We start from the raw sequence: 25447 nt of genomic DNA, 5'->3' as shown, positions 1-25447 counted from the left end.
CGTCAGCCTCTCTCTCAGAACAGCTGGGCGATCATGTACACGATGAGGACCAGCACAAAGCCGATGACCGACTCCAGCGCCTGCTGAACGGTCCACGTGCGCAGCGTCGTCTTGACGTCCATTCCCATGAGGCGCCCCACGAGCCAGAACCCGGAGTCGTTGACGTGCCCGGCGAACACCGAACCGGCCGCGGCGGCCAGGGTGATGGCGGCGACCTCGAGCGGGTTGAACCCTCCCGCGAGGACCGCGGGAGCGACGAGGCCGGCGGAGGTGACGAGCGCCACCGTGGCCGAACCCTGGGCGAGTCGGAGCACCACGGCGATGACGTACGCCGCGAAGATCACGGGCAGACCCAGATCGCTCAGGGTTCCCGACAGCGCGTCCCCGATTCCGGACGAGCGCAGAACGCCACCGAACATGCCGCCGGCGCCGGTGATGAGGATCACCGAGCAGATCGGGCCGAGCGAACGCTCGACGACCTTCTCGAGTGCACTGCCGCCGACGCCGCGCGCCCGGCCGAGAACGACCAGGGCGACGAGCACGGCGATGAGGAGTGCCACGGGGCTGGTTCCGATGAGGGTGAGCGCCTGAACCCAGACGGCTTCGGGATCGACGACGCCGATGGAGCCGAGGGCGTCCAAGCCGGTGTTGAGGAAGATGAGCAGCATCGGAACGGCGATGATGCCGATGATCGTCCCGGCCTTCGGCGGGTTGGTCGGCTGCACGTCGTCTTCGGGGCGACCGAAGAGCGCGAGCACCGGCATGGGGATGCGCTTGTTGACCCGCTTCGCCCACAGGTACCCCGAGAGGTACCAGGTGGGGAAGGCCACGAGCATGCCGACGAGAAGCACGATCCCGAGGTTGGCCTCGAAGTACTCCGTGGCCGTGACGGGACCCGGGTGCGGCGGCAGGAAGACGTGCATCACCGAGAACGCCGCGGCCGACGAGATGCCGTAGAGCAGGAGGTTGTTACCGCCGACGCGACGCGCCACGGCGAAGACGACGGGGAGCATCACGATGAGGCCCGCGTCGAAGAACATCGGGAAGCCGATGATGAGCGAGGCGATACCGAGGGCGAAGGCGGCGCGCTTCTCGCCGAAGACGTCGACCATCTTCTCTGCCAGCACGCGTGCGCCACCGCTGGATTCGACGAGACTGCCGAGCATCGCTCCGAGCCCGACCAGGAGCGCCACCGATCCGAGCGTGCCCCCGAATCCGCTGACCAGCACTCCCGAGATCTCCCCGGTGGGAATACCGGTGGCGACCGCGGTGAGCAGCGACACCAGCACCAGCACCAGGAAGGCGTGCAGCTTGACGACGATGACGAGGAACAGGATGAGGGCGATCGCTCCCGCTGCGATGAGCAGTAGCGGTATCGCGCCGAGTGTTTGAGTCCACTCTTCCATGGGCATTCTCCATTGAATTCGAGCGGTCGGTCGGAGTGAGTCTCCGTCGCCGCGGCCAAGGCTGACTAGGGTGGGACCGCCTCAGCGGTGTGCTTCCCCGGAAGCCACTGCCAGGGTGACAGAAAGGTAGTACTTTTGCAAGCAGGGGGCATGATGACCGGAATGGTGCGCGAGGGCTCGCACAGCCGCGTCGTCGGAGAACTGGGTCGTCGCATCACGGGTCGCACGCTCCCGAGCGGCACGGTCCTCACCCTGGCCGGGCTCGAAGAGGAGTTCGGCACGTCGCGAACAGTCGTCCGTGAAGCGATCCGCGTGCTCGAGACGCACGGGCTCGTGCGTGCTCGACGTCGCGTCGGGATCACCGTGCAGCCCCGCTCCGAGTGGGACAACCTCAACGCCTCGGTCATCCAGTGGACGCTCGACGGGCCGCGACGCCGAGAGCAGCTGATCGAGCTCATGGACCTCCGCGCCGCGGTCGAGCCTGTCGCCGCCCGGCTCACCGCCCAGCGCGCGAGTGCGACCGAGCGCGCCGACCTCTTGCGCTGGGCGAACACGCTGAACGACCTCGGCAGCCTCGGCGGCGGCGATTCCGACGAGTACCTCGCCGCCGACATCGCCTATCACTCGCTCCTCCTCGCGGCGAGCGGCAACGCCCTGCTGGCGCAGATGACCGGGCCCATCTCCGAGATCCTCCGCGGGCGGGCATCGCACGGCCTCACCCCCGCAGTCCCGCGGGCCGGCACGCTGGAGGCCCATGTCGCGACGGCGACCGCCATCTTCGCCGGCGATGCCGAGACCGCCGAGCGGGAGGCCCGACACCATCTCGCGCTCGTCGCCGGCGAGGTCTTGGACTCCTGAGACGCTGATCGACGTTCGCAGCCGACCTCGCTGCGGACCCGCCCGCTGCTATCCCGATACCCTGAAGGAGTTCCGAGACCTCAAGGAGTTCGCGTGTCTTCTGACAATCCGTCCGCCCAGATGCACCTTTCGCAGGATCCCGCCGACGGGCCCGATTCCGGCCCTGACCACGAATCGGCGCCCGGCGCAGAAGACGTCACCCGCCCCGTCGGCGAAGCCGGAGTCGACGCTCCCGCCACCGATGGCCCCGCCAACATCGGCGTCGTCGGGCTCGCGGTCATGGGTTCGAACCTCGCCCGCAACCTCGCCAGCCGCGAGGGCAACACGGTCGCGGTGTACAACCGCAGCTCCGACAAGACCACCCACCTCGTCGAAGCGCACCCCGAGGCCGGATTCACCCCGGCCTTCTCGTACGAGGAGTTCGCCGCGTCGCTCCAGAAGCCGCGCGCCGCGATCATCATGGTGAAGGCCGGTCGGCCCACCGACGCGGTGATCGACGAACTCGTCCGCGTGTTCGAGCCGGGCGACATCATCGTCGACGGCGGCAACGCGCTGTTCACCGACACGATCCGCCGTGAGAAGGCCGTTCGCGAGACCGGCATCAACTTCGTCGGCATGGGCGTCTCCGGTGGCGAGGAGGGCGCACTGCTCGGTCCATCGATCATGCCGGGTGGTTCCGACGAGTCGTGGATCACCCTCGGCCCGATCCTGAAGTCCATCGCCGCGGTCGCCGAGGGTGAACCGTGTGTCACCCACGTGGGCCACGACGGCGCCGGACACTTCGTGAAGATGGTGCACAACGGCATCGAGTACGCCGACATGCAGCTCATCGCCGAGGCCTACGACCTGATCCGCCGCGGTACCGGCAAGTCGCCGGCCGAGATCGCCGACGTGTTCGCCGAATGGAACCGCGGCGAGTTGGAGTCGTACCTCATCGAGATCACCGCCGAAGTGCTGCGCCAGACGGATGCGGGGACCGGACGCCCGCTCGTCGACGTCATCGTCGACCAGGCCGGCGCGAAGGGCACCGGAGCGTGGACGGTGCAGACCGCCCTCTCGCTCGGCGTGCCCGTCTCGGGCATCGCGGAGGCGACCTTCGCCCGCTCGCTCTCGTCGCACGCCGAGCAGCGTGAGATCTCGGGGGGCCTGCCCGGCCCTTCGGGCGATGGCGACGCGGAGTGGGTGGTCGACGACGCCGACGAGTTCATCGAGAAGATCCGTCTGGCCCTCTGGGCATCGAAGATCGTCGCGTATTCGCAGGGATTCGACGAGATCCGCGCCGGTGCCTCCGAGTACGACTGGCAGATCGACCTCGGTGCGATCGCCGGCATCTGGCGGGGTGGCTGCATCATCCGCGCGCAGTTCCTCAACCGCATCACCGAGGCTTACGCCGAGACCCCCGATCTGCCGGTGCTCCTCACCGCCCCGTACTTCGTCGAAGCCCTCGAGCGGGCCCAGTCGGCGTGGCGCGACGTGGTCGCGACGTCGGCACGCGTCGGCATCCCGGCCCCGGCGTTCTCGTCGTCGCTGGCCTACTACGACGGTCTCCGCGCCGAGCGTCTGCCCGCCGCGTTGATCCAGGGCCAGCGCGACTTCTTCGGAGCGCACACCTACAAGCGCATCGACAAGCCGGGCACCTTCCACACGCTGTGGTCGGGCGACCGCACCGAGATCGAGGCCGAAGACACGCACTGACCTCACCGTGAACCGCGAGACTTCACCTCGCGGACGAGGCTGCGGGTGGTACCCACGGTCTCGTCCGTCGGAAGAAGTCTCGCGGTTCACGGGTGTTCAGCGACGCGTGATGTCGGCGACGCGACCGCGCTCGAGACGCAGGCGCCGCCGGGCACGGGCGGCGACCGCAGAATCGTGCGTCACCACGATGAGCGTGAGTCCCTGATCGTTGAGCGCTTCGAGCACCGCGAGGATCTCATCGCGCATGCCCTCGTCGAGGTTTCCGGTGGGCTCGTCGGCCAGCAGGACGCGCGGATGCTTCGCCACCGCCCGCGCGATCGCGACGCGCTGCTGCTGCCCTCCCGACAGCTCCCCCGGCCGATGGTCGGCACGGTCCGAGAGACCCACCTGGCCCAGCGCCTCCGCCACACGCGTTCTGCGCTCGTCGCGCGTGAGGCCCAGCGGCTCGAGTCCCATGTCGACGTTCTCCGCGGCCGTCAGCGTCGGAATGAGGTTGAACCCCTGGAAGACGAATCCGATCTCGGATGCCCGCAGGCGTCCGACCTCCGCATTCGAGGCCGTGGCGACGTCGACCTCGCCCAGGCGGACCGAGCCGGCCGACGGCCGATCGAGCGCGCCGAGCAGCTGCAACAGCGTCGACTTGCCGCCGCCCGTCGGCCCCTGGATGGTGACGAAGTCGCCCTGCTCGATCTCGATGTCGATGCCCGCGAGCGCTGTGACGACGCGATCGCGCTGCCGATAGGTGCGGGTGACCCCCTTGAGGCGGTACAGGGGCGAACGCTCGTCGATGTCGAGCAGGGGGTTGCCGGCTTGGGTGATGGTCATGCTGTTCTCTCTTCCAGTCGTCTCGAACGTTCCGCCGGTGCTCATGCCACCGACCTCAGTGCTTCTGCCGGGCTGAGGCGCGCCGCGCGCCAGCCGCCGAACGCGCCGGCGACGAGTCCGCCGCCGATGGCCAGCCCCACGGCGGCCACCACGACTCCGATCGTGATCGGAGCGCTCAGCACGACGTCGGCCGCTTGCGTCGCGGCCTGACCGAACGGGCCCCCACGGGCCATTCCCTCGCCCGGCCCGCCGGTCGTCGTCGGAGCCGACGAGATCGTCGGGCCGATGATGTTGATGACGGCGATGCCGGCGAGCCCGATAGCCAGACCCGCAACCCCGCCGATGAGCCCCTGTACGAGCGACTCGCCCGCCACCTGGCCGACGACCCGTCGGTTCGACCAGCCGATGGCCTTGAGCGTGCCGAATTCACGGGTACGGCGCGAAACACCCGAGATCGTGAACAGCACCGCGAGCGCCAGCGCGACGAGCAGCACGAGAACCGACAGCCAGGTGCCGAGGTTCGCGACCAGCGCCGAGGCACTCGACAGCGAGCCCGACACGGTCGAGGCGAGGTCGGACTGGGAGCTGACCGTCGCATCCGGCACGGCCGCCTCGATCTCGGTCTGCACGGTGGTGATGCCCTCGGCGGAGGACGCCTGCACGTAGACGGTGGAGACGACGTCGTCGACCCCGGCGAGCGCCTGGGCGACGTCGAGCGGGAGGTAGACGTTCGCGGCGGTGTCGGCGTCGGATGAGGTCGAGGCGACGATACCGACGATCTCCATGGCCGTTCCGGCGACCTCGACCGTGCCGCCGACGGCGAGTTCATTGGTCGACGCGTAACCGCTGTCGAGCACGGCGACGTCGGCGCCCGCGTCGCCGTCATCCAACCCCCGCCCTTCGGTGACCGTCACCGCAGAGAGGGGTCCCACTGCCGCCGTCGCCGGGTCGACGCCGAGCACGCTGAACGACTCGACGCCGAACGCGCTTCCTCCCGCACCGTCGGGCCCACCGGCGGGCGGCTGTCCGGTGCCGCCACCGGGGGCGGCACCGCCCTCGGCGATATCGGACCGGTCGGGCATCTCGCCCGAGAAGGTGGTGTTCGTCAACGCGAGGGCGCCGGATGCTGCGGCCACCCCGTCGAGCTCGGCAACGCTGTCGACGGTCGCTGCGTCGAGGGTGCCGCGCATCATGTCGGTCATCAATCGCGACTGGCTGAGGCTGGTCGTGCCGTCGGCGGTCTCGCCCGCTCCCTCGTCGAATTCGAACTGCTGCCCGCCCCGCCCCGCCCCGGGCTCCACCGCGGCGCCGGTCACGGTCAAGTCGGTTCCGACGCCGTAGACCGACGCGAGCGCCTGCGTCTGAGCGTCGCGAACGCCCGCCGACAGCGAGTTGACGACGATGACGAGGGCGATCGCGATGGCGAGCCCTGCGGCGACGATGATCGTATGTTTCTTTCGGCCCGCGAGTTCGCGGCGCAAGTACGTCCAGTACATGAATCTCCTTCCGGCGCCCGGATGCCGCCGTCGACCCGACAGTAGGAATCGCACCGATGCGCGCCGTCTGTCACCGCTATGAGCAACCGATGAGCCGCTTTCACAGCGCGGCCATAGCATTCCCCATAGGAAAGCCATAGGAGGGAGCGCAAAATAGAGGCATGACCGCGACCGTCGCCTCCCCCGCCCTGACCCGCCCCGACGGCTCCGCGCTGCGCGTCCTCGTCGTCGACGACGAGCAGATGCTCACCGACCTGCTGTCGATGGCACTGCGCATGGAGGGTTGGGACGTGCAGACCGCCGCCTCGGGACTGCAAGCGCTCCAGGTCGCGCGGGAATACGCCCCCGACGCGATGGTGCTCGACATCATGATGCCCGACCTCGACGGCATGGCCGTTCTGCAGCGCCTGCGTCATTCGGGCAACGACGTGCCCGTGCTCTTCCTCACGGCGAAGGATGCTGTCGCCGACCGCGTCGCCGGACTCACCGCCGGGGGCGACGACTATGTCACGAAGCCCTTCAGCCTCGAGGAGGTCGTCGCACGATTGCGCGGTCTCATGCGTCGCGCCGGTACGGCCCTCGCCGGCGGCGGCGAGCCGATTCTGCACGTCGGCGACCTGTCGCTGAACGAGGACAGCCACGAGGTGGTCCGCGGCTCCGACTCGATCGAGCTCACGGCGACGGAGTTCGAGTTGCTGCGCTACCTCATGCGCAACCAGCGTCGAGTCGTGTCGAAAGCACAGATCCTCGATCGAGTGTGGAACTACGACTTCGGCGGACGATCGAGCGTCGTCGAGCTGTACATCTCGTACCTGCGCAAGAAGATCGACTCCGGCCGCGAGCCGCTCATCCACACCGTCCGCGGCGTCGGATACATGATCAAAGCACCGCAGTGACGACCGCGACACCCGAAAAGCCCGCCGCGAAGCGCCAGGGGCGTGTCTTCAGCCTGCAGGCGCGACTCATGACGGCGATCATCGGGATGGTCGCGATCATCCTGGCGATCATCGCACTGGGCACGAGTGCGATCCTGAGCAACGTTCTGCAGGACAACCTGCAGACGAAGGTGCGGTCGCAGGTGCAAGAACTCCGCGCCGGCCCCCAGAGCACGGCCAGCGAGATGCTGAACGGGCCGTCTTTCGCAGACGGCACCGTCTTGGTCGTGCGGAACTTCATCGGGCAGTTCTCCGGCGCATACGTCGACGGGGGGGAGGTGCGCGAGCTCGACGCCGACCAGGTCAGCGGCATCGTGACGACACTTCTCGACGCCCCCGCATCCGAGGTCGTCGACCTGCCCGGGCTCGGTGAATACCGCATGGCGGCCGACGCGTCGGGGTCGTACGTGCTGGGTCTTCCCCTCACCGACGTCACCTCCACGATCGCGCAGATCCTCACCACGATCGCGCTCGTGACCACCGGGGGGCTCCTCCTGCTCGGGGCGGTCATCGCGATCGTCATCCGCGCCGGGCTCAAGCCCCTGCACGCCGTCGCCGAGACCGCACAACGGGTCGCCGCCGTGCGGATGGACCAGGGCGAGGTGTCGATCACCGAGCGCGTTCCCGCCGAAGAAGCCGACGACCGCACCGAGATCGGACAGGTGGGCGCGGCCCTCAACAGCCTGCTCGACCACGTCGATGCGTCGCTCGCGGCCCGCCAGCAGAACGAAGAGCTCATGCGGCGGTTCGTCGCCGACGCCAGCCACGAACTGCGGACGCCCCTCGCCTCGATCCGCGGGTACTCCGAGCTGTCACTGCGCGACCGCACCCTCAGCGACACGTCGCACGAAGCCTTGGCCCGCATTCAGGCGCAGTCGTTGCGAATGACGACGCTGGTCGAGGATCTGCTGCTCCTCGCCCGCCTCGACGAGGGCCAGGAGCTCGTCTACGGCACCGTCGAGCTCACCCAGCTCGCGCTCGAGGCGGTCGGCGATGCGCGACCCGCGGGCCCCGACCACAACTGGGAGATCGACGTCCCGGACGAGCCGGTGCAGCTCGCCGGAGACACCTCTCGCCTGCACCAGGTGGTCGCCAACCTTCTCGCGAACGCCCGGACGCACACCCCCGCCGGCACCACCGTGACGGTCTCGGTGCGGCGCGAGGGCGACGAGGCCGTGCTGCGCGTGCACGACGACGGCCCGGGCGTCGACCCCGCTATCGCCGACGAACTGTTCGAGCGCTTCTCCCGGGCCGACCGCTCCCGCGCGCGGAAGACCGGCGGCACCGGCCTCGGCCTCTCCATCGCCCGGGCCATCGCCCAGGCACACGGCGGCACGCTGTCGGTCCGCAGCATCCCCGGAGACACGACCTTCGAAGTGCGCCTGCCCGCGAAGCCGTCCGACCCGGCCTGATCGCGCAATCCCCGTCGGCCCGGTCGGGCGCAGCATCCGCCCCGCCCCGCCCCTCCGCGCAGCGCCGCGAACGTCCGCACGCGTACGCCGCGCACCCGGCCCGCGCTCTCGACGCGGGGCCGGATGCTGCGGCGTCAGTAGCCGGCGAAAGCGTCGGTCGTCAGCGAGCGGGCGCGTCCGAGGGCCGGCGCGAGGTCGGCGATCAACGCGGGCGGCCCCGAGATGTAGGCGTGCCGGCTCTCGATGTCGGGGACGACCCGCACGAGGCCATCGGAGTCGAGGCGCGTGCTGCGGCCCGCCCACGTCCACCGCGGAGGAAGATCGGTGGGCTCATCGCGGGTGAACAGCACGACGGGTATGCCGGCGGCGGCGATGTCGTCACGGAAGGCGAGCTCGCTCGCCGACGAGGCGACGTAGACCAGCACGATGTCGCGATCCTGGTCGGTCGCGACGAGGTGCCGCAGCTGCGAGACGAACGGGGTCACTCCGATTCCGGCGGCGACCAACAGCACCGGCGAGGTCGACTTCGTCGGCAGCAGGAAGTCACCCCACACCCCCGTCACCGCGAGTGCCGAGCCGGGTTCGATGTCGGCGAGCGCACGCTTGTAGCTGCTCTTCGACCCCTCCTTGAAGGCGATGCGCACCGTGGGGAGGTCTTCGGGTGCCGAAGCGATCGAGAATTCGCGACGCGTTCCCCGAGCGTCGGGCCGCTTGTGCGGAACGTCGAGTTCGAGATACTGACCGGGGCGGAAGGCGAACGACCGCTTGGCGCGGAAGGTGAGCTCGCGCACCGTCGGGGTGATGTCCCGACGCCCCTCGACCGTGAGTCGCACCGCGGCACGGAGCGTGAAGAGGAAGGCGACGAGGTTGCCGATCAGCAAAGCCCGCTCCTGGCCGAGCGTCACCGCGCCGAGGTCGATGGGCCAGCCCACGAGCACCCCGACGACGACCGCGACGGCGTACTGCTGCCACCGACGCGGCGGCATCGTGAGCGGCTCCGACAGCATGAACGCGCCGAGGAAGAGGAACGGCGAGGCGAAAGCGACCTGCGACAGCAGCTGCGCGGGTTCCATCTCGAGACCGGCCGCCTGATACTGCGAGGTGGTTCGGACGAACGCGACAGCCGTCGCGATGACCCAGAACCCCAGCACCATGCGCAGCTTCTCGGTGCGCCAGAGCACGGCGATGCCGAACAGCAGCACGGGAGCGGCGAGCACCGGGGTACCCACCCACCACGCCGACGAGCCGAGTTCAGGGGCGAGCAGGCTCACGAAGGTGAGCACCGACGCGCCGACCGCTGCGGGGTTGAAGATGTGGCGTCCGCGCCAGACGAGGACGTATTTTGAGAGGGATGCGGCGACCGCCGCGAGCACGAGTCCGAGAACTCCGAGCGGCTCCAGCGTCGGACGCAGGATGAACAGCAGGATCGCCGCGGTGATGAACGACGACTCGAATCGGCGCGGCATGCGCAGCGCGCTCTGCGCGGCGAGGTCGGTGCCGGCGCAGGCGAGGACGAGCACGACCGCGGTGACCAGGATCTCGAACGGACCGGGGCCGATGAGGTCGAAGAACGACAGCACGAACGACAGCGCCGCCAGGACGCCCAGCGACAGCATCACGAGGCGGTACATCGAGAGCCGGCCGAGGACGGCGAGAACGCGGGCCGAGCCCGAAGCGAGTACGGCGATCACGAGAACAACTCTGCCGTACTGCCCGGCGACCACTCGACGCGGCCGTCGGTGCTCATGCGCACCCACTCGGCCCCCCACGAGGCGGCGAGCTCCGGCCCGCCCTCGAAGAACAGCGCCGTCGCGAGGGCGTCGGCGTGCATCGCGTCGTCTGCGACCGCCCACGTCGCGGCGTACGCACGCACCGGCTCCCCCGTTCGCGCGTCGAGTACGTGGTGCAGGCCGTCGCCCCACGCTCGGCGGGTGACCGCCGACGCGCAGAGCGCAGCATCCGTCACCTGGAAAACGCCCAGCACGCGGCGCGGGTCGTACGGATGCTCCAGCCCGACCCGCTGCGAGACGCCCCGCGCGACGAGGTCGCCGCCGCCGTCGACGATGAACCCGCCGTCGATCCGCTCGGAGAGCACCGCGGCGACGAGGTCGACGAGGCGCCCCTTGCCGAGCGCCCCGACGTCGATCATCGCGGGTGCGTCGAGCACGAGCGTCGATGAATCCCACCGCAGCACGTCGCGCCACCGGGCGGGCGCGGCAACCGGCTCGCCGTGCACCGCGAGCGTGTAGCCCGGGTCGTAGCCGAGGCGGGACAACGCATCGCCGACGAGGGGATTGACCGCCCCGTCGGTCGCCGCATCGAGCTCCGCGTACACGTCGAGCATCACCGCCGCATCGGGGGGCGCGGGAACCGACCGGCCGCCGGTGCTGAGCTCGGCGACGACCGAGTCGGTGCGAAAGCGCGACCATTCACGGTCGAACGAGGCCATGACGTCGTCGATCTCGGTGCGTACTGCCGGGGTGAGGGGTGCGTCGGTCTCGATCGTCCAGACGGTGCCGATGGCGTCGAACGACCACGCTGCGCGCGTGGGTGTCACGGTCGTCATGGCGTCGCTCAGGCCGCGGCCTCGGACTTGATGGCCTCGAGCGCCTGCATGAAGCCGCCGCTGGTAAGCGACGAGCCGGCGACCCGATCGACCGAGATGTCGTCGAGGGACTGACCCACTACCTCGTCGGAGATGCCGCCGATGAACTCGGACTGATAGCGCTGCGACTCGGCGGCCTGCGGATCGCCCACGACCTCGACGGCCGTGACGGCATCGCCCGCCAGGGTGATGGTCACCTCGATCGACTCGACCGATTCGGGGGTCGCATACGAACCCTCGGCGGTGTACGTGCCGTCGGCGTAGGCTCCGCCGGCGGACGAGCCGGTGCTGTCGGTCGTGCTCTCACTGGCCGCGGACGACGGCGTTTCGGTCGTCGCGTCGGCGGCGGCCTCGGTCTCGGGCGTCGAGCACCCGGCGAGGGTCACGATGCCGAGGACGCCGACGAGAGCGGCGGCGGCCCGGGCGGGGCGGGGTACGGCGGTGGTGCGGATCATGGGAGGGTCCTCCTTCTGCAGTGCCTCGCGACCCTGCTATTCGGAGAAGCAGGATCGTCACGGGGGTAACACGACACCACCAGCGTCGCGGTTCACCCTATGAAGCGGCTCTCACCGGCCTCTCAGGAGACGCAGGGTTACGCCTCGCCACCGAACATGCTCGTGACCGAGCCGTCTTCGAAGACCTCGCGGATCGCGCGCGCCAGAAGCGGCGCGATCGGCAGCACGGTCAGCGCGGGGAACCGCTTCTCGTCGGGGATCGGCACCGTGTCGGTGACGACGACCTGGTCGATCGCGGTGTCCTGCAGCAGGTCTCGGGCCGGGTCGCTGAAGATCGCGTGGGTGGCCGCGACGATGACCTTGCGAGCACCGGCCGCCTTGAGCGCCTGTGCCGCCTTCGCGATCGTTCCGCCGGTGTCGATCATGTCGTCGACGAGGAGGCAGGTGCGCCCCGCGACCTCACCGACGATCTCGCGCACGGTGACCTGGTTCGCCACCTTCGGGTCGCGCCGCTTGTGGATGATCGCGAGAGGCGCGCTGAGGCTGTCCGACCAGGTGTCTGCCACGCGAACGCGACCCATGTCGGGCGAGACCACGGTGAGCGTCTCGCGGTCTTCGGGGCTCAGGTTCGCCTGGAAATGCTCGAGCAGCACGGGCTTCGCGAAGAGGTGGTCGACGGGGCCGTCGAAGAAGCCCTGGATCTGCGCGGCGTGAAGATCGACGCTCATGACGCGGTCGGCGCCGGCGGTCTTCAACAGGTCGGCGACGAGGCGGGCACTGATGGGCTCGCGCCCGCGCCCCTTCTTGTCTTGCCGCGAATACGGGTAGTACGGGGCGACGACGGTGATGCGCTTGGCCGACGCGCGCTTGAGGGCGTCGAGCATGATGAGCAGCTCCATCAGCCACTCGTTGACCGGAGGACCGAACGACTGGATGACGAAGACGTCGCACCCACGGATCGACACCTCGAAGCGGGTATAGATCTCGCCCGACGCGAACGTGCGGTGCTCGGTCGGCGCGAGCTCGGTTCCGAGGTGCAGAGCGACCTGGTGCGCGAGCTCGGGGTGCGAGCGACCGGTGGCGACGACGAGACGCTTCTTCGTCTTGGCGACGAGTCCCGGGGCGATGCCATTCTCGCGGTCGAGGTCTACGGTCTTCTTCTTACGAGCCATCGCCGGCTTCCTGTGCAGACCGAGCGCGTGCTGCGGCGGCTGCCGCTCCGGTGCCCGATCGGTTCTTGTCGACCCACCCCTCGATGTTGCGCTGGGGGGCCACGCTGAGTGCCAGGGCACCGGGAGGAACATCCTTGCGGACGACGGCTCCCGCGCCGGTCTTCGCGCCGTCTCCGATCCTAACGGGCGCGACGAAGACGTTGTGCGAGCCGGTGTGCACCTCGTCGCCGATCTCGGTGCGGTGCTTGGCGATGTCGTCGTAGTTGGCGGTGATGGCCCCCGCGCCGAGGTTGACCCGCTCGCCGATCGTGGTGTCGCCGATGTACGAGAGGTGCGGCACCTTGCTGCCCTCCCCGATCGTGGAGTTCTTCGTCTCGACGAAGGTGCCGATCTTTCCTTTCGCACCGAGGACGGTGTTCGGTCGCAGGTAGGCGAAGGGCCCGACGGTGGCTCGGGCTCCGATGACGGCGAGGGTCGCGTCGGTGCGGGTCACGGTGGCGTCTTCGCCGACCTCGCAATCGACGAGGCTCGTGTCGGGGCCGATCATGGCCCCCGTGCCGATGACGGTGGACCGGAGGATGTGGGTGTTCGGCAGCACCGTGACGTCGGCGGCGAGCGTTGCGGTCACGTCGATCCAGGTCGTTGCCGGGTCGAGGATGGTGGCACCTTCGAGCTGCCAGCGGCGCACCGTGCGGGCGTTCAAGATGCGCGCCGCCTCAGACAGCTGCACGCGATCGTTCACGCCCAGGGCGGTCGACGCATCCGGCGCCTGCGTCGCGGCCACCGTGTGGCGGGAGTCGCGCAGAAGCCCGACCACGTCGGTGAGGTAGCGCTCGCCCTGCGCGTTGGCGGTGCCCACGAGCTCGAGGTGCGTCCGCAGTGCCGGCGCCTGGAAGACATAGACCCCGACGTTGATCTCGGTGACGGATGCTTCGTCTGCCGACGCGTCCTTCTGCTCCACGATGCGCTGCACGCCGCCGTCTTCGCCCCGGATGATGCGGCCGTACCCCGTGGGGTCATCGAGCCGGGCGCTGAGGAGGGTGGCCGCGGCGTGCTGCGTGCGATGCGCGTCGATGAGGGCGGCGAGGGTGGCCGACTCGAGGAGCGGCACGTCGGCGCTGAGCACGAGCACATCGCCGTCGAAGTCGCCGAGCTCGGCCAGCGCGACCTGCACGGCTCGTCCCGTGCCGGGGATCTCGTCCTGATCGACGACGACGACACCCGGGGCCAGCCCCAGCACGGTGTCGGCGACGAGGTCGCGCTCGTGGCGGACGACCACGATCACGCGCGTCGGGTCGAGCGCACCGGCGGTATCGAGAACGTGCCCGACGAGGGGGCGACCGCCCACCGCGTGCAGCACTTTCGGCAGACGTGAGCGCATGCGCGTGCCCTGCCCCGCGGCCAGGATGACGATCGCCAGTTCGCTCGTTGCGTTCATGCTCCGCCGCCAGGATTCGAACCTGGACCGAACAGCTCCAAAGGCTGCCGTGCTGCCGTTACACTACGGCGGACCGCGCGCGTTCCCCGGGGACCGACGCCCGACAAGTCTGCCATGCGCAGCATCCGTCCCCGCTTTCATGTCACGGGTGCGCGCAGCATCGCTCCGTCCCCCGCCGTCAGCGCGCGCAGCATCCGTCCCTCCCGTGTCACGAATGGTCGACGGCATCAGCCATTCGTGACAGGCGAGCGATCTCGACGTCGTTCGCCTGTCGCGAATGGTGGGCAAGACCCGCACTTTGCGACAGCCGAACGACCGCCGGGCGCGCGAACCCGTCCGACGGGTGAGAGCGCGCCGGCGCAGCCGGGGCGCGGCGGCATAATGGGGCGGTGAGCCCCGACAACGACGAGGTCGACCGCATCGTCGATGCGTGGGTGCGTCAGCGCCCGGATCTCGACTTCTCGCCGCTCGAAGTGCTGTCCCGCGTCGACCGGCTCTCCCGCCACCTCGACCGGGCACGCAAGGAGGCGTTCCGTCGCAGCGACCTCGAGTCGTGGGAGTGGGACGTGCTTTCGGCGCTCCGCCGGGCGGGCGAGCCGTTCCAACTCAGCCCCAAACAGCTGCTGCAGCAGACGCTCGTCTCCAGCGGCACGATGACGAACCGCATCGACCGCCTCGTGGGTCGCCGCCTCGTGCGGCGCGAATCCGACCCGGGCGACGGCCGCAGCATCCTCGTCACCCTCACGGCCGACGGACGGACGAGAGTGGATGCGGCGATCACCCGCCTTGTCGACGCCGAGGCCCTGCTGCTCGACGCCCTGTCGCGCGGCGACCGCGACCGGCTGGCCGCGTTGCTGCGAAAGCTCAGCCTCGGCTTCGACTCCTAGGGGTCGCCGCCGGGGTCTGCGCGGGACCCCGGATCAGCCGAGCGCCTCGCTCAGTTCGAGCCAACGACCCTCGAGGCCGTCGCGCTCGGCTTCGAGCCCGGTGATCCTGGCCATCTCGGCGCCGAGGCCCTGGTAGTCGTTCGGGTCCCACTCGGCGAGTGCTGCGCGCGCGGCCGTGACCTGCGTGTCGAGCTTGACGATGCGCCGCTCGATGGAGGCGATCTCCTTCTGGGCCGTCCGCAGGTCACCGCCGGCGAGTGCGGGCGCACCCGACCCGCCCGACGCCGCGGCCTTGGACGTACCGGTGGTCTCGCCCGCCGCGCGCAGCTTGAGGTACTGATCGACGCCGCCGGGCAGGTGCCGGAACTCGCCGTCGAGGATGGCGTACTGCTGGTCGGTGACGCGCTCGAGGAAGTACCGGTCGTGCGAGACGACGAGGAGGGTTCCCGGCCACGAGTCGAGCAGGTCTTCCATCGCGGCGAGCATGTCGGTGTCGAGGTCGTTCGTCGGCTCGTCGAGGATCAGCACGTTGGGCTGGTCGAGGAGGATGAGCAGAAGCTGCAGGCGTCGCTTCTGCCCACCGGAAAGGTCTTTCACCGGGGTGGAGAGCTGCGCGCTCGAGAAGCCCAGCTGCTCGAGCAGTTGTCCGGGTGACAGTTCCTGCGCCTTCGAGCCGGCGCCGAACGTGTACGACGTGCGCAGGCGGGAGATCACCACGCGCACCGGGTCTTTGAGGTGCTGCTCGAGCTCGTCGAGCCGCTGCGTGAGGGTCGCGACGTGCACGGTCTTGCCGCGCTTGACTCGCCCCTCGGTGGGCTGGATCGATCCGTCGACCAGGCCGAGCAGCGTCGACTTGCCCGCGCCGTTGACGCCGAGGATGCCGGTGCGCTCGCCCGGGGCGATCAACCACGTGACGTCGTGGATGATCTGACGGTCGTCGTAGCTGACGGCCACGTCGATGAGGTCGACGACGTCTTTACCCAGGCGCGAGGTCGCCAGTGACTGCAGGGCGACGCGATCGCGGATCTCCGGCACGTCGGCGATGAGTTCGTTCGCCGCGTCGATGCGGAACTTCGGCTTGGTCGACCGTGCGGGCGCTCCACGGCGCAACCACGCGAGCTCTTTCTTCGCGAGGTTCTGCCGACGTGCCTCGATCGTCGCCGACTGGCGGTCGCGCTCGACCCGCTGAAGGATGTACGCCGCGTATCCGCCCTCGAAGGCGTCGACGATGCGGTCGTGCACCTCCCACGTGACGGTGCTGACCTCGTCGAGGAACCACCGGTCGTGTGTCACGACGAGCAGCGCGCCGGAGTTCGTCGCCCAGCGACGCTTCACGTGAGCTGCCAGCCAGGTGATGGCCTCGACGTCGAGGTGGTTCGTCGGCTCGTCGAGGAACAGGATGTCCCAGTCGCCCGAGAGCAAGCGCGCGAGCGCGACCCGCCGGCGTTGACCGCCCGAGAGGGTGCCGATCCGCGCCTCCCAGGGGACGTCGGCGAGGAGGCCCGCGATCACGTCGCGCGTGCGGGCGTCGCCCGCCCACTCGTGCTCAGCGCGACCGTCGACGACCGCGTTCGAGACGGTGTCGTCGTCGTCGAGCTCGTCGGCCTGGTGCAGCACACCGACCGTCACACCGCTGCGGACGGTGACGCGGCCGGAGTCGGCCTCACGCAGGCCGGCCAGCATGCCGAGAAGGCTCGACTTGCCGTCGCCGTTGCGGCCGACGATGCCGATGCGGTCGCCCTCCGACACGCCCAGCGTCACGGAGTCGAAAACGACTTTGGTCGGGTACTCGAGATGCAGGGACTCGGCCCCGAGAAGATGCGCCATATTATCTCCAGGCTACGGGGTCCGCGCTGTACGACTGATGCACGGGGGTTCCGCGGTGCCGTCGTCCGCGTCGCATGGCGCACCGGAGGATGACACGGGGCCGCCCGGAAGATTCCGGACGGCCCCGCAGAAGAACGGATGCTGAGGATCAGCTCAGGTCGTTCGCTTCGAGCCACTCGGTGGCGATGTCGCTGGCCGACCGCTGGTCGACCGTGTTCTGCACGTTCAGCGCGACGAGGCCCTCGGGAGTCAGCGCAGCACTGATCTTGTTGATGACCTCGGCCGCGTCGTCGGGGAAGTCGGCGCTCACGACGGGAACGACGTTCGACGCGAGGAAGAGGCCCTCGGGGTCTTCGAGCACGACGAGGTCGTCGGTCTCGATCCGCGGATCAGCCGTGTAGACGTTCGCGATGTTGACCGTGCCGGCGAGCAGATCTTCGACCGTGGTGTCGCCGGTCGCGGAGAACGCGACCTCGACGCCGTAGGTGTCGAGGAGCCCGGTCGGACCGTAGGGGCGCTCGGCCAGCTCGGCGTTCCCGCCCAGGGTGAGGGGCACGGACACGTTGGCGAGGTCGGCGATCGTGGTGAGGTCGTTCTCCTCGGCGAACGCCGCAGTGACGGTGTAGGAGTCCTGGTCGGTCGCCTCCGACTGGTCGAGGACGGCCAGGCCCTCGGGCAGAGCGTCGGGGAGCGCCGCGAAGACGTCGTCGGCGGTGCGCGCCTCGGTCTCGGGGTCGAAGTACTGCAGCAGGTTGCCGGAGTACTCGGGGAACAGGTTGACTTCGCCGCTCTCGAGAAGCGGGATGTACGCGTCGCGCTGACCGATGCTGAGCTGCTTCGTGACCTCGAAGCCGGCGCCCTCGAGCGCCTGCGCGTAGATCTCGGCGATGATCTCGTTCGAGGGGTAGGCCTGCGAACCGACGACGATGGGCCCGTCGGAGGCGCCGTCACCGGCGGGCTCGCCGGAATCGAGCGGGCTGCTGGAAGCGCAGCCAGCCAGGGCGAGGAGTGCCGCCGCGCCGACTGCTGTGCCGGCGAGGCCCTTTCGGATTCGTGCTGTGAACATGGTTTTCTCTTTTCTTGGTGGGGTGCAGAGTCGGTCGCCGTTAGCGAGCGACGGTCTTGGTGATCTCGGGGCGCTCGGTGGCCGAGCGCAACGTCTTCTTGCGGCTCGTCTCTCCTGCGGCGACCGCACCGGCGCGGATGCCGCGCGGAACGACAGCGTGCTGAGCGACCGCGAACAGAGCGTCGAGCACCAGCGCCAAGGCGGCGACGAGGATCGCGCCGCCGATGATGACGTCGAGTTGTCGAAGCTGCAATCCGCTAATGATGTACTGGCCGAGCCCGCCGAGACCGATATAGGCCGCAATGGCGACGGTGGCGACGACCTGCAGGGTGCCGGCACGGAGTCCACCGACCAGAAGCGGGAGTCCGAGCGGCACCTCGATGCGCCACAGGATCTGCCACTCGGTCATTCCCATGGCTCGCCCGGCATCGATCACCCGGCGATCGATCGCCTCGAGTCCGGTGTAGGCGCCGGCGAGGATCGACGGGATCGCCAGGATGACGAACGTGATGACCGCGGCCTCGGGTTTGTGCAGGACCCCGAGCAGCAGGACGAGAAGGATCAGAAGACCGAACGACGGGATCGCCCGGGCGGCGCCCGACACGGCGACGGCGAACTCTCGCCCCCGCCCCGTGTGCCCGATCGCCCAGCCGACCGGCACCGCGATGAGCGCGGCGATGACGACCGAGACGAAGGTGTAGGCGAGGTGCTGGGCGATGGCCGCGGGCAGCGGCGAATTGCCGCCCAGGCGATCGGGCGAGAAGATCCAGGCGAAGGCCTCGAAGAAGAGGTTCATGCCGTCGCCTCCGCACCGATCGCCGCGCGCCGCACGCGGCGCGCCTTCGTGGCCCGGGCCCACGGCATGAGCAGACGGCCCACCATCACGAGCACAAGATCGACGACGAGCGCGAGCACGACGACCACGACGACTCCCGCCAGCACCTCGGGGATGATGCGGCGCTGCAGACCGTTGGTGAAGAGGTAGCCCAGGTTGATGACGCCGACGAGGATGCCGACTGTGGCCAGCGAGATCGTGCTCGCGGCCGCCACGCGGATTCCGGCGAGGATGACGGGGCCGGCGAGCGGGAACTCCACCGCCCAGAATCGTCGGAACGAGCCGTAGCCCATCGCCGTGGACGCCTGACGGACACCCGGGTCGACGGAGTCGAGGCCGTCGGCGACCGAGCGCACGAGAATCGCGACCGCGTAGATGGTGAGCGCGACGATGAGGTTCGTCTCGCTGATGAAGCTGTACCCGATCGCCGACGGCAGAAGGATCAGCAGCGCGATCGAAGGGATCGTGTACAGCAGACCGGTGATCGTGATCACGCCGCTGCGCACCAGCCGGTAGCGCCACGCGACCCACCCGAGTGGCACGGACAGCACGAAACCGATCAGCAGCGGGATGACACTCTGACGCAGGTGATCGAGCGTCAGACCGCCGATGAGATCGAGGTTGTCAAGAACCCAGCTCACCCGGTCGGTCCGTCCACCAGCGCCCCCTGGGTGCGCCCCTCGCCATCGACGACGAACGTGCCGTTCGCCGTGTGCTCGATGTGAAGCGCACGTTTGCCGCGCTCGGTGCCGACGAAGCTCGCGACGAAGTCGTTCGCCGGTTTCTCGATGATCTCGGCGGGGGTTCCCAGCTGGGCGACGCGGGCGCCCTTCTCGAGGATCACGACCTGGTCGCCGAGGAGGAAGGCCTCATCGATGTCGTGGGTGACGAAGACGATCGTCTTGCCGATGTCGCGCTGAAGCCGCAGCAGCTCTTCTTGCAGCTCGGCGCGCACGATGGGGTCGACGGCGCCGAACGGTTCGTCCATGAGCAGGATGTTGGGGTCGGCCGCGAGCCCGCGCGCCACACCGACGCGCTGCTGCTGGCCACCCGAGAGCTGACTCGGGTACCGATCGGCCATCGTCGGCTCGAGCCCGACCGTCTGCATCAGTTCGAGCGCCCGCGCCCGAGCGGCACGCCGAGTCTGACCCTGCAGCACCGGCACGGTCGCGATGTTGTCGATGACCGTGAAGTGCGGCAGGAGTCCGGAGTTCTGCATCACGTAGCCGATGCTCCGGCGCAACTCGACCGGCGATCGGTCGGCGATGTCGTCTCCGTCGATCGAGATCGTGCCGCCGCTGGGATCTACCATGCGGTTGATCATGCGCAACAGCGTGGTCTTTCCGCAGCCGGACGAACCGACGAACACCGTGGTCTGCCGCGACGGCAGCACCAGATCGAACTCACCCACGGCGCGGGTGCCATCGGGGAAGACTTTCGAGACGTTCTTGAACTCGATCATGTCGACCGCCTCAGTCCTCGACCGACACCTTCCGGTCGAAGGCGACGAAGCCGGCGAAGTCGCGGCCGGCCTTCTCGACGGCGCCGGGGAGCAGATCGGGGTACGACCACGCGCCGTCCGTCAATTCGACTCCGTCGAGGGCGATGCTCCAGTACTGAGCCGCACCCTTCCACGGGCAGGTGTAGGGCGTCGGAGTCTTCACGAGCGCACCTTCGCGCACGCTCGCCGGCGGGAAGTACCAGTTGCCTTCGATCGAGACCAGATCGTCGCGATCCGCCTCAGCGATCACGACACCGTCGAGTACAGCCTTCATGAGTCCTCCTCGGAGCTCCGCGGGGCACGGAAACCCGTGCGATTCCGCCACGGTACCCGAGGCTACCGACGCCCAGGGCGGGGAGGGCCGAGATTGCCGCGTATGACGCCAACGTGTTATTGAGAGCCCCGCCGACGGTCTGCCGTCAGACCACGCGCGCGCCGGCCACCGGGCCGTGCACATGGAGCGCGGTGAACCCGGCCGCGCTGAGGGTGATCTGAAGTTCGAGGGCCGACGCATCGTCGGAGGCGAGGAAGGCGACGGTGGGCCCCGACCCCGACACGAGGCCGGCGAGCGCACCGGCCTTCTCACCGGTTTCGAGAGCCGCTCCCAGAACGGGCCGGAGAAGCAGCGCGGGCGCCTGCAGGTCGTTGCGCAGCGACGCCGCGAGCATTTCGGGGTCACCCTGTCGAAGAGCGTGCAGCACGGCGGGGTCGACCCGCGGCTGACGGGGAGCCGGACCGATGTCGACGAGGTGCCGCGCGCGATGGGCGTCGAGCTCGCCGTAGGTGACGGGGGTCGACATCCCCTCGTCGCTCACCACGAGCACCCAGTCGAAGCGGCCACGCGCCAGGGCCGGGCTCAGCTCATCGCCGCGGCCCGTACCGACCGCTGTCCCGCCGACGAGGGCGAACGGCACGTCGGCGCCGAGCCGGGCGGCCAGTCGTGCGAGTTCTGCCGTCGAGAGCCCGGTTTGCCATAACGCGTCGCAGGCGACGAGGGCGGCCGCAGCATCCGCCGATCCCCCACCCATGCCCCCCGCCACCGGTACCGACTTGCGGATCTCGAGATGCACTCCGCGGTCGATGCCGGTCGCACCGGCGAGAAGGCGCGCAGCGCGCACCGCGAGGTTGCGGTCATCGACGGGCACGTCGTCGAGCGCGACCGTTCCCGTGACGTGCGCGGTGATCTCGTCGGCATCGCTCGCCCAAAGGTCTTCGTAGAGCGACACCGCTTGATAAGCCGTCGCGACGTCGTGGTACCCGTCGTCCTGCACGTCGCCGACTTCGAGGAAGACGTTGATCTTGCCCGGCGCACGCACGTGCACTCGTCCGGCGGTCGGCGCGAGACTCACCGGTTCGCCGACTCCGCCCAGAGGTCGACGTCGATCGCGTCAGAGACGGCGTCGATGCGTTCGAGCTCTTCGGCGTCGAATGCCGGGCCATGGAGCGCGGCGAGGTTGTCATCGAGCTGCTCCGTGCGCGAGGCGCCGATGAGAGCGGAGGCCACCGTCTCGTCGCGCAGCACCCACTGGATCGCCATCTGCGCGAGGGTCTGACCGCGTTCCTTGGCGATGAGGTTCAGGCTCCGCAGCGCCGCAACCGCGCTGTGCGGGAGGGCCGTCTCGGTCAGGGAAGAACGCTGCTGCGCGCGGCGGGCGCGGCCGTCGCCGAGGTATTTGTCGGTCAAGAGGCCCTGAGCCAGCGGGGTGAAGGCGATCGCGCCCATCTGCTCGTGCTGCAGGACCTCGGTGAGTCCGTCTTCGACCCAGCGGTTGAGGATCGAGTACGACGGCTGGTGGATGACCAGCGGTGTGCCGAGCGAGCGCGCGACCGCTGCGGCCTCGGCCGTGCGCTCGGCGCTGTAGGACGAGATGCCGACGTAGAGGGCCTTGCCCTCGCGGACGAGGGTGTCGAGGGCGCCGATCGTCTCTTCGATGGGGGTGACGGGGTCGACGCGGTGGGAGTAGAAGATGTCGACGTAGTCGATCCCCATGCGCTCCAGCGACGCGTTCGCACTCGCCAGCAGGTATTTGCGCGAGCCGAAGTTGCCGTAGGGACCCGGCCACATGTCGTACCCGGCCTTCGACGAGATGATGAGCTCGTCTCGGTAGGGGGCGAAGTCCTCGCGCATCATGCGGCCGAAGTTCGTCTCCGCCGATCCGTACGGCGGGCCGTAGTTGTTCGCCAGGTCGAAGTGGGTGATCCCGCGGTCGAAAGCGTGGCGCAGCAACGCGCGCTGATTGTCGAACGCGATGTTGTCGCCGAAGTTCCACCACAGCCCGAGCGAGACCGGGGGAAGGAACAGTCCGCTCGCACCGACCTGCCGGTAATCCGCGCCGGAGTAGCGTTCTGCCGCTGCCGCGTAGGGCCGGTGGAGGTCGCGGACCTCCGCGCCGAATCGCTCGGGATCGATCACCCTTCGACACTAGCGCCCGCCCGCGCCCGCAAAGGATGCGGGGAGGAAATGCGGGCGCAACGCGGTGTGTTTACCTTTAGTACACCTTCGCTTCCGCGAAGATCCTCCCCCTTACCGTTCTGAGAGGAGCCGCGTTGCCCCGGATTACCCCGCTACCGGCCGAGACCGACCCGCTGCGCCGCATCCTCTCGAGGAACGACGTGCGCCTGGCCGACGGCATCCTCCACCTCGTCGGAGACGACACCGCGCCGTCCGAGGCGCGGGACTCCGACCTGCTCTTCGTCGCAGCCGCGTTGGAGGCCGCCGACATCGACGTGCTGCTGGTGCGCGACACCAACCGGCGCCCGAAGATCGTCGTCGATCTGACGGATGCCGCCGCCGCCCTCGCGGCTCTGCGCCTCGCGGCAGCGGATGAGCCGCTGTATTTCAAGAGCCCCGGCGAAGATCCGCACCCGGTTCATACGGCGTCGCTCTCGGCCGACGTCGTGTCGGCGATGGCCGTGTTCCGACCGCGGACGTCGATCGACGGCGCATTGCGCTACGGCGCGGCCTTCGCTCCGCAGCTGGAGTTCTGGCGGTTCGGCGAGCCGCTCGTCGAGGCACCCCGCGCGAACGCCCTCACCCGACGCGTGATGGCCACCACCGACCTCTCGTTCGTCGAGGTGGAGCGTCACGGTCGCACGTGGCGGACGATCGAGGGCATGTTCGCGCCCCACGCGAACGAGTTCACCCACGACGTCGACATGGTCTTCTCGTGGGTCGACGGCACCGACTCGGAGTTCCAGCGGCAGCGCGCGGCGAGCATGCAGGGCTACGTCGTCGGAGACGGCGACGACGCCCCCGCGCGATACCGTCAGATCGACGAACTGCGCTACGCGTTGCGCAGCGTGCACATGTTCGCCCCGTGGGTGCGTCGCATCTTCATCGTGACCGACTCCCCCCGGCCCGCCTGGCTGGCCGAGCACCCCGACGTCACCATCGTGCGCAGCGAGGAGTTCTTCGCCGATCCCTCCACCCTGCCGACGCACAACTCCCACGCCGTCGAGGCGCAGCTGCACCGCATCGAGGGCCTCGCCGAGCACTTCCTCTACAGCAACGACGACATGTTCTTCGGTCGACCCGTCACGCCGGAGCTGTTCTTCAGCGGATCCGGGGTGAGCCGGTTCGTCGAGAGCGGGGTGCGCATCGGCGCCGGCGGATCATCGCCCGATCGCTCGGGGCACGACAACGCCCTGCGGGTGAACCGCGCGCTGTTGCAGGAACGATTCGGACGCGTCATCACGCACGACCTCGAGCACAGCGCCGTTCCGATGCGCCGCTCGGTCGCGGCCGAACTCGAGCAGACGTTCGCCGACGACTACGCGCGTACGGCCGGCAGCCGCTTCCGCTCGTCGACCGACGTCTCGGTCACGAACAGCCTCTACCACTACTACGCGCTCTTCACCGGGCGGGCCGTCGTGACCACCGAGCCGCGCATCCGCTACATCCAGACGACGCAGCTCGACTCGCTCCGGCGCATGGAGCGGCTGATCGAACGGCGCGACACCGACATGTTCTGCCTGAACGACGGCAGTGAGCCCGAGATCCCCGAAGAGATGCGGGTCAAGGCGCTCCGCTCCTGCCTCGAGCGCTACTTCCCGGTGCGCGCCCCGTGGGAGCGTGCCGACCGACCTGTCGCCGGAGTCAGCGGATCACGGGCATCGGCGCCGTCGGCGGCGACGTTCGCGTGAGGGTGCGCGCGGCGGGCGTTTCGACACCGGCCGCACGGAGCCGTGCGAGCGACTCTGCAGCATCGACGAACTGCAGGGGAACCGTCGTCTCGAGCGGCACCACCGAATGGACGATCGTCTCGTCGTAGATGTGGATCATGTTGAACCCCTGCGCGCCGTCGCGCGGCCTCGTGCCACCGACGGGCACGGTGAGGTCCTGCGTGTAGCAGGTGGCGGAGGCCACGGACACGGGGATACCCGCGAACGTCGCGAACGTCGAGTAGTGCAGGTGCCCGCCGATGATCGCGCGCACGTCGGTGCCGCGCAGCACGTCGGCCAGGCGGCGCTGGTCGCGCAGCTCGACCGACGCAGCCAGATCGAGCACGCTCGGCACCGGCGGGTGGTGGAGGGCGAGGATCGTGCCCAGGGGTGCGGGGGTCGCAAGCTCCGCCGCCAGCCAGCGCAGCTGATCGTCGGAGACTTCGCCGTGGTGCAGGCCGGGCACGGTCGTGTCGAGCGTGACGATGCGGAGTCCGTCGAGCTCGTCGACGCGGTCGACCGGGGCACCGCCCGACGGGTCGCCGGGAAGAAGGTGCGCCCGGAACGAGGCACGGTCGTCGTGGTTTCCCATCACCCAGATGATGCGGGCGCCGAGCGCCTCGGCGAGGGGTTCGACCAGGGCGGCGATGCGCGCATACGCGTCGTCTTCGCCGTGGTCGGCCAAGTCTCCGGTGAAGATGAGGGCATCGGGACGAACCCCGGATGCTTCGATGGCGGCGAGCGCACGGACGAGATAGGCCTCGGAGTCGACGCTGTCGTAGAGCCGCGCGCCGTGGGCTCGCAGGTGTGTGTCACTCAGGTGGAGCAGAACCCTTTCGGGCTTCGGGTACTCGGCGTACCGCATGTCTCTCC

Annotated in this window: 23 protein-coding genes and 1 tRNA gene; 6 read left to right on the top strand and 18 right to left on the bottom strand. The window is 69.3% G+C overall.

Translation table 11 applies throughout. The features are described from left to right. Positions 1-14 precede the first annotated feature (14 nt). Positions 15-1406 carry a GntP family permease gene (locus ACFXQA_RS07740; RefSeq protein ID WP_394519242.1) on the bottom strand — a complete coding sequence of 464 codons (1392 nt, stop codon included), beginning with the start codon at positions 1404-1406 and terminating at the stop codon, positions 15-17. Positions 1407-1556: 150 nt separating this feature from the next. Here ACFXQA_RS07740 and ACFXQA_RS07735 point away from each other — a divergent pair, with 150 nt between their 5' ends. Together ACFXQA_RS07735 and gndA are read left to right on the top strand one after the other, a co-directional pair. Beyond that, positions 1557-2264 (top strand): FadR/GntR family transcriptional regulator, encoded by a 708-nt coding sequence (locus ACFXQA_RS07735; RefSeq protein ID WP_394519241.1) that lies wholly within the window; start codon positions 1557-1559, stop codon positions 2262-2264. Positions 2265-2543: 279 nt separating this feature from the next. After that, a complete protein-coding gene (gndA, locus tag ACFXQA_RS07730) occupies positions 2544-3959 on the top strand; it encodes an NADP-dependent phosphogluconate dehydrogenase (RefSeq protein ID WP_394520211.1) in 1416 nt (471 codons plus the stop codon). 96 nt (positions 3960-4055) lie between these two features. Here the strand turns inward: gndA and ACFXQA_RS07725 are convergent, their stop codons facing one another. Both ACFXQA_RS07725 and ACFXQA_RS07720 read right to left on the bottom strand, forming a co-directional pair. Continuing rightward, positions 4056-4784 (bottom strand): ABC transporter ATP-binding protein, encoded by a 729-nt coding sequence (locus ACFXQA_RS07725; protein ID WP_394519240.1) that lies wholly within the window; start codon positions 4782-4784, stop codon positions 4056-4058. 41 nt (positions 4785-4825) lie between these two features. Continuing rightward, positions 4826-6280 carry an ABC transporter permease gene (locus tag ACFXQA_RS07720; protein WP_394519239.1) on the bottom strand — a complete coding sequence of 485 codons (1455 nt, stop codon included), beginning with the start codon at positions 6278-6280 and terminating at the stop codon, positions 4826-4828. Between the two features lie 161 nt (positions 6281-6441). On the opposite strand from ACFXQA_RS07720, the gene ACFXQA_RS07715 reads away from it, so the two are divergent. Then, a complete protein-coding gene (locus ACFXQA_RS07715) occupies positions 6442-7176 on the top strand; it encodes a response regulator transcription factor (RefSeq protein ID WP_394519238.1) in 735 nt (244 codons plus the stop codon). Further along, positions 7173-8627, top strand: coding sequence for a sensor histidine kinase (locus ACFXQA_RS07710; RefSeq protein WP_394519237.1), 1455 nt, complete (start codon positions 7173-7175; stop codon positions 8625-8627). The genes ACFXQA_RS07715 and ACFXQA_RS07710 overlap by 4 nt, the downstream gene beginning before the upstream one ends. Positions 8628-8761: 134 nt before the next feature. Here the strand turns inward: ACFXQA_RS07710 and ACFXQA_RS07705 are convergent, their stop codons facing one another. The 6 genes from ACFXQA_RS07705 to ACFXQA_RS07680 all read right to left on the bottom strand — a co-directional run bounded on the left by ACFXQA_RS07705 (position 8762) and on the right by ACFXQA_RS07680 (position 14370). Beyond that, the gene (locus ACFXQA_RS07705) at positions 8762-10258 is read right to left on the bottom strand and encodes an FAD-dependent oxidoreductase (protein WP_394520210.1); all 1497 of its coding nucleotides are present in this window, start codon (positions 10256-10258) and stop codon (positions 8762-8764) included. Between the two features lie 56 nt (positions 10259-10314). Next, positions 10315-11193, bottom strand: a complete 879-nt coding sequence (locus ACFXQA_RS07700; RefSeq protein WP_394519236.1) for an FAD:protein FMN transferase — start codon at positions 11191-11193, stop codon at positions 10315-10317. 8 nt (positions 11194-11201) lie between these two features. After that, positions 11202-11687: an FMN-binding protein gene (locus tag ACFXQA_RS07695; protein ID WP_394519235.1), complete on the bottom strand. Its 486-nt coding sequence runs from the start codon at positions 11685-11687 to the stop codon at positions 11202-11204. A gap of 137 nt (positions 11688-11824) precedes the next feature. Then, complete coding sequence (locus ACFXQA_RS07690) at positions 11825-12859, bottom strand: ribose-phosphate diphosphokinase (RefSeq protein ID WP_394519234.1); 1035 nt, start codon at positions 12857-12859, stop codon at positions 11825-11827. Then, the gene (glmU, locus tag ACFXQA_RS07685; RefSeq protein WP_394519233.1) at positions 12849-14297 is read right to left on the bottom strand and encodes a bifunctional UDP-N-acetylglucosamine diphosphorylase/glucosamine-1-phosphate N-acetyltransferase GlmU; all 1449 of its coding nucleotides are present in this window, start codon (positions 14295-14297) and stop codon (positions 12849-12851) included. The genes ACFXQA_RS07690 and glmU overlap by 11 nt, the downstream gene beginning before the upstream one ends. A gap of 1 nt (position 14298) precedes the next feature. Then, positions 14299-14370 (bottom strand) — tRNA-Gln (locus ACFXQA_RS07680). Positions 14371-14686: 316 nt separating this feature from the next. Between ACFXQA_RS07680 and ACFXQA_RS07675 the strand changes: the two genes are divergently transcribed. After that, positions 14687-15184, top strand: coding sequence for a MarR family winged helix-turn-helix transcriptional regulator (locus ACFXQA_RS07675; RefSeq protein ID WP_394519232.1), 498 nt, complete (start codon positions 14687-14689; stop codon positions 15182-15184). A gap of 33 nt (positions 15185-15217) precedes the next feature. Here ACFXQA_RS07675 and ACFXQA_RS07670 read toward each other — a convergent pair whose 3' ends face one another. The 8 genes from ACFXQA_RS07670 to mgrA form a co-directional block, all read right to left on the bottom strand. Then, positions 15218-17011, bottom strand: coding sequence for an ABC-F family ATP-binding cassette domain-containing protein (locus ACFXQA_RS07670; RefSeq protein ID WP_394519231.1), 1794 nt, complete (start codon positions 17009-17011; stop codon positions 15218-15220). A 148-nt stretch (positions 17012-17159) separates the two neighbouring features. Then, entirely contained in the window at positions 17160-18077 is a 918-nt protein-coding gene (locus tag ACFXQA_RS07665) for an ABC transporter substrate-binding protein (RefSeq protein ID WP_394519230.1), read from the bottom strand. A gap of 40 nt (positions 18078-18117) precedes the next feature. After that, complete coding sequence (locus tag ACFXQA_RS07660; RefSeq protein WP_394519229.1) at positions 18118-18873, bottom strand: ABC transporter permease; 756 nt, start codon at positions 18871-18873, stop codon at positions 18118-18120. Further along, positions 18870-19553, bottom strand: a complete 684-nt coding sequence (locus ACFXQA_RS07655) for an ABC transporter permease (protein ID WP_394519228.1) — start codon at positions 19551-19553, stop codon at positions 18870-18872. Before ACFXQA_RS07655 ends, ACFXQA_RS07660 begins: the two co-directional genes overlap by 4 nt. Then, positions 19550-20374: an ABC transporter ATP-binding protein gene (locus ACFXQA_RS07650; RefSeq protein WP_394519227.1), complete on the bottom strand. Its 825-nt coding sequence runs from the start codon at positions 20372-20374 to the stop codon at positions 19550-19552. Before ACFXQA_RS07650 ends, ACFXQA_RS07655 begins: the two co-directional genes overlap by 4 nt. 10 nt (positions 20375-20384) lie before the next feature. After that, positions 20385-20687, bottom strand: coding sequence for a DUF427 domain-containing protein (locus ACFXQA_RS07645; RefSeq protein WP_394519226.1), 303 nt, complete (start codon positions 20685-20687; stop codon positions 20385-20387). Between the two features lie 145 nt (positions 20688-20832). Further along, positions 20833-21762, bottom strand: coding sequence for a 4-(cytidine 5'-diphospho)-2-C-methyl-D-erythritol kinase (locus ACFXQA_RS07640; RefSeq protein ID WP_394519225.1), 930 nt, complete (start codon positions 21760-21762; stop codon positions 20833-20835). Next, on the bottom strand, positions 21759-22826 hold the full coding sequence (mgrA, locus tag ACFXQA_RS07635; protein WP_394519224.1) for an L-glyceraldehyde 3-phosphate reductase: 1068 nt from the start codon (positions 22824-22826) through the stop codon (positions 21759-21761). Before mgrA ends, ACFXQA_RS07640 begins: the two co-directional genes overlap by 4 nt. A 134-nt stretch (positions 22827-22960) precedes the next feature. Here mgrA and ACFXQA_RS07630 point away from each other — a divergent pair, with 134 nt between their 5' ends. Then, positions 22961-24556, top strand: a complete 1596-nt coding sequence (locus tag ACFXQA_RS07630) for a stealth conserved region 3 domain-containing protein (protein ID WP_394519223.1) — start codon at positions 22961-22963, stop codon at positions 24554-24556. Here the strand turns inward: ACFXQA_RS07630 and ACFXQA_RS07625 are convergent. Further along, positions 24510-25439, bottom strand: a complete 930-nt coding sequence (locus ACFXQA_RS07625) for a phosphodiesterase (protein WP_394519222.1) — start codon at positions 25437-25439, stop codon at positions 24510-24512. The two genes, ACFXQA_RS07630 and ACFXQA_RS07625, sit on opposite strands and share 47 nt — an antisense overlap. Positions 25440-25447: the final 8 nt, after the last annotated feature.

The sequence above is a fragment of the Microbacterium shimangi genome (genome assembly GCF_043556445.1).
Taxonomy (GTDB): domain Bacteria; phylum Actinomycetota; class Actinomycetes; order Actinomycetales; family Microbacteriaceae; genus Microbacterium.
Note: the sequence above shows the minus strand (reverse complement) of the source record. Positions and strands in the feature narration are given on the sequence as shown.

Coding starts and splice junctions, on each gene's coding strand:
- ACFXQA_RS07740 (WP_394519242.1), bottom strand. CDS start 1,406: ATGGAAGAGTGGACTCAAACACTCGGCGCGATACCGCTACTGCTCATC.
- glmU (WP_394519233.1), bottom strand. CDS start 14,297: ATGAACGCAACGAGCGAACTGGCGATCGTCATCCTGGCCGCGGGGCAG.
- ACFXQA_RS07650 (WP_394519227.1), bottom strand. CDS start 20,374: ATGATCGAGTTCAAGAACGTCTCGAAAGTCTTCCCCGATGGCACCCGC.
- ACFXQA_RS07645 (WP_394519226.1), bottom strand. CDS start 20,687: ATGAAGGCTGTACTCGACGGTGTCGTGATCGCTGAGGCGGATCGCGAC.
- ACFXQA_RS07715 (WP_394519238.1), top strand. CDS start 6,442: ATGACCGCGACCGTCGCCTCCCCCGCCCTGACCCGCCCCGACGGCTCC.
- ACFXQA_RS07705 (WP_394520210.1), bottom strand. CDS start 10,258: ATGTACCGCCTCGTGATGCTGTCGCTGGGCGTCCTGGCGGCGCTGTCG.
- ACFXQA_RS07720 (WP_394519239.1), bottom strand. CDS start 6,280: ATGTACTGGACGTACTTGCGCCGCGAACTCGCGGGCCGAAAGAAACAT.
- ACFXQA_RS07725 (WP_394519240.1), bottom strand. CDS start 4,784: ATGACCATCACCCAAGCCGGCAACCCCCTGCTCGACATCGACGAGCGT.
- ACFXQA_RS07660 (WP_394519229.1), bottom strand. CDS start 18,873: ATGAACCTCTTCTTCGAGGCCTTCGCCTGGATCTTCTCGCCCGATCGC.
- ACFXQA_RS07690 (WP_394519234.1), bottom strand. CDS start 12,859: ATGGCTCGTAAGAAGAAGACCGTAGACCTCGACCGCGAGAATGGCATC.
- ACFXQA_RS07695 (WP_394519235.1), bottom strand. CDS start 11,687: ATGATCCGCACCACCGCCGTACCCCGCCCCGCCCGGGCCGCCGCCGCT.
- gndA (WP_394520211.1), top strand. CDS start 2,544: ATGGGTTCGAACCTCGCCCGCAACCTCGCCAGCCGCGAGGGCAACACG.
- ACFXQA_RS07670 (WP_394519231.1), bottom strand. CDS start 17,011: ATGGCGCATCTTCTCGGGGCCGAGTCCCTGCATCTCGAGTACCCGACC.
- ACFXQA_RS07735 (WP_394519241.1), top strand. CDS start 1,557: ATGATGACCGGAATGGTGCGCGAGGGCTCGCACAGCCGCGTCGTCGGA.
- ACFXQA_RS07665 (WP_394519230.1), bottom strand. CDS start 18,077: ATGTTCACAGCACGAATCCGAAAGGGCCTCGCCGGCACAGCAGTCGGC.
- ACFXQA_RS07625 (WP_394519222.1), bottom strand. CDS start 25,439: ATGCGGTACGCCGAGTACCCGAAGCCCGAAAGGGTTCTGCTCCACCTG.
- ACFXQA_RS07700 (WP_394519236.1), bottom strand. CDS start 11,193: ATGACGACCGTGACACCCACGCGCGCAGCGTGGTCGTTCGACGCCATC.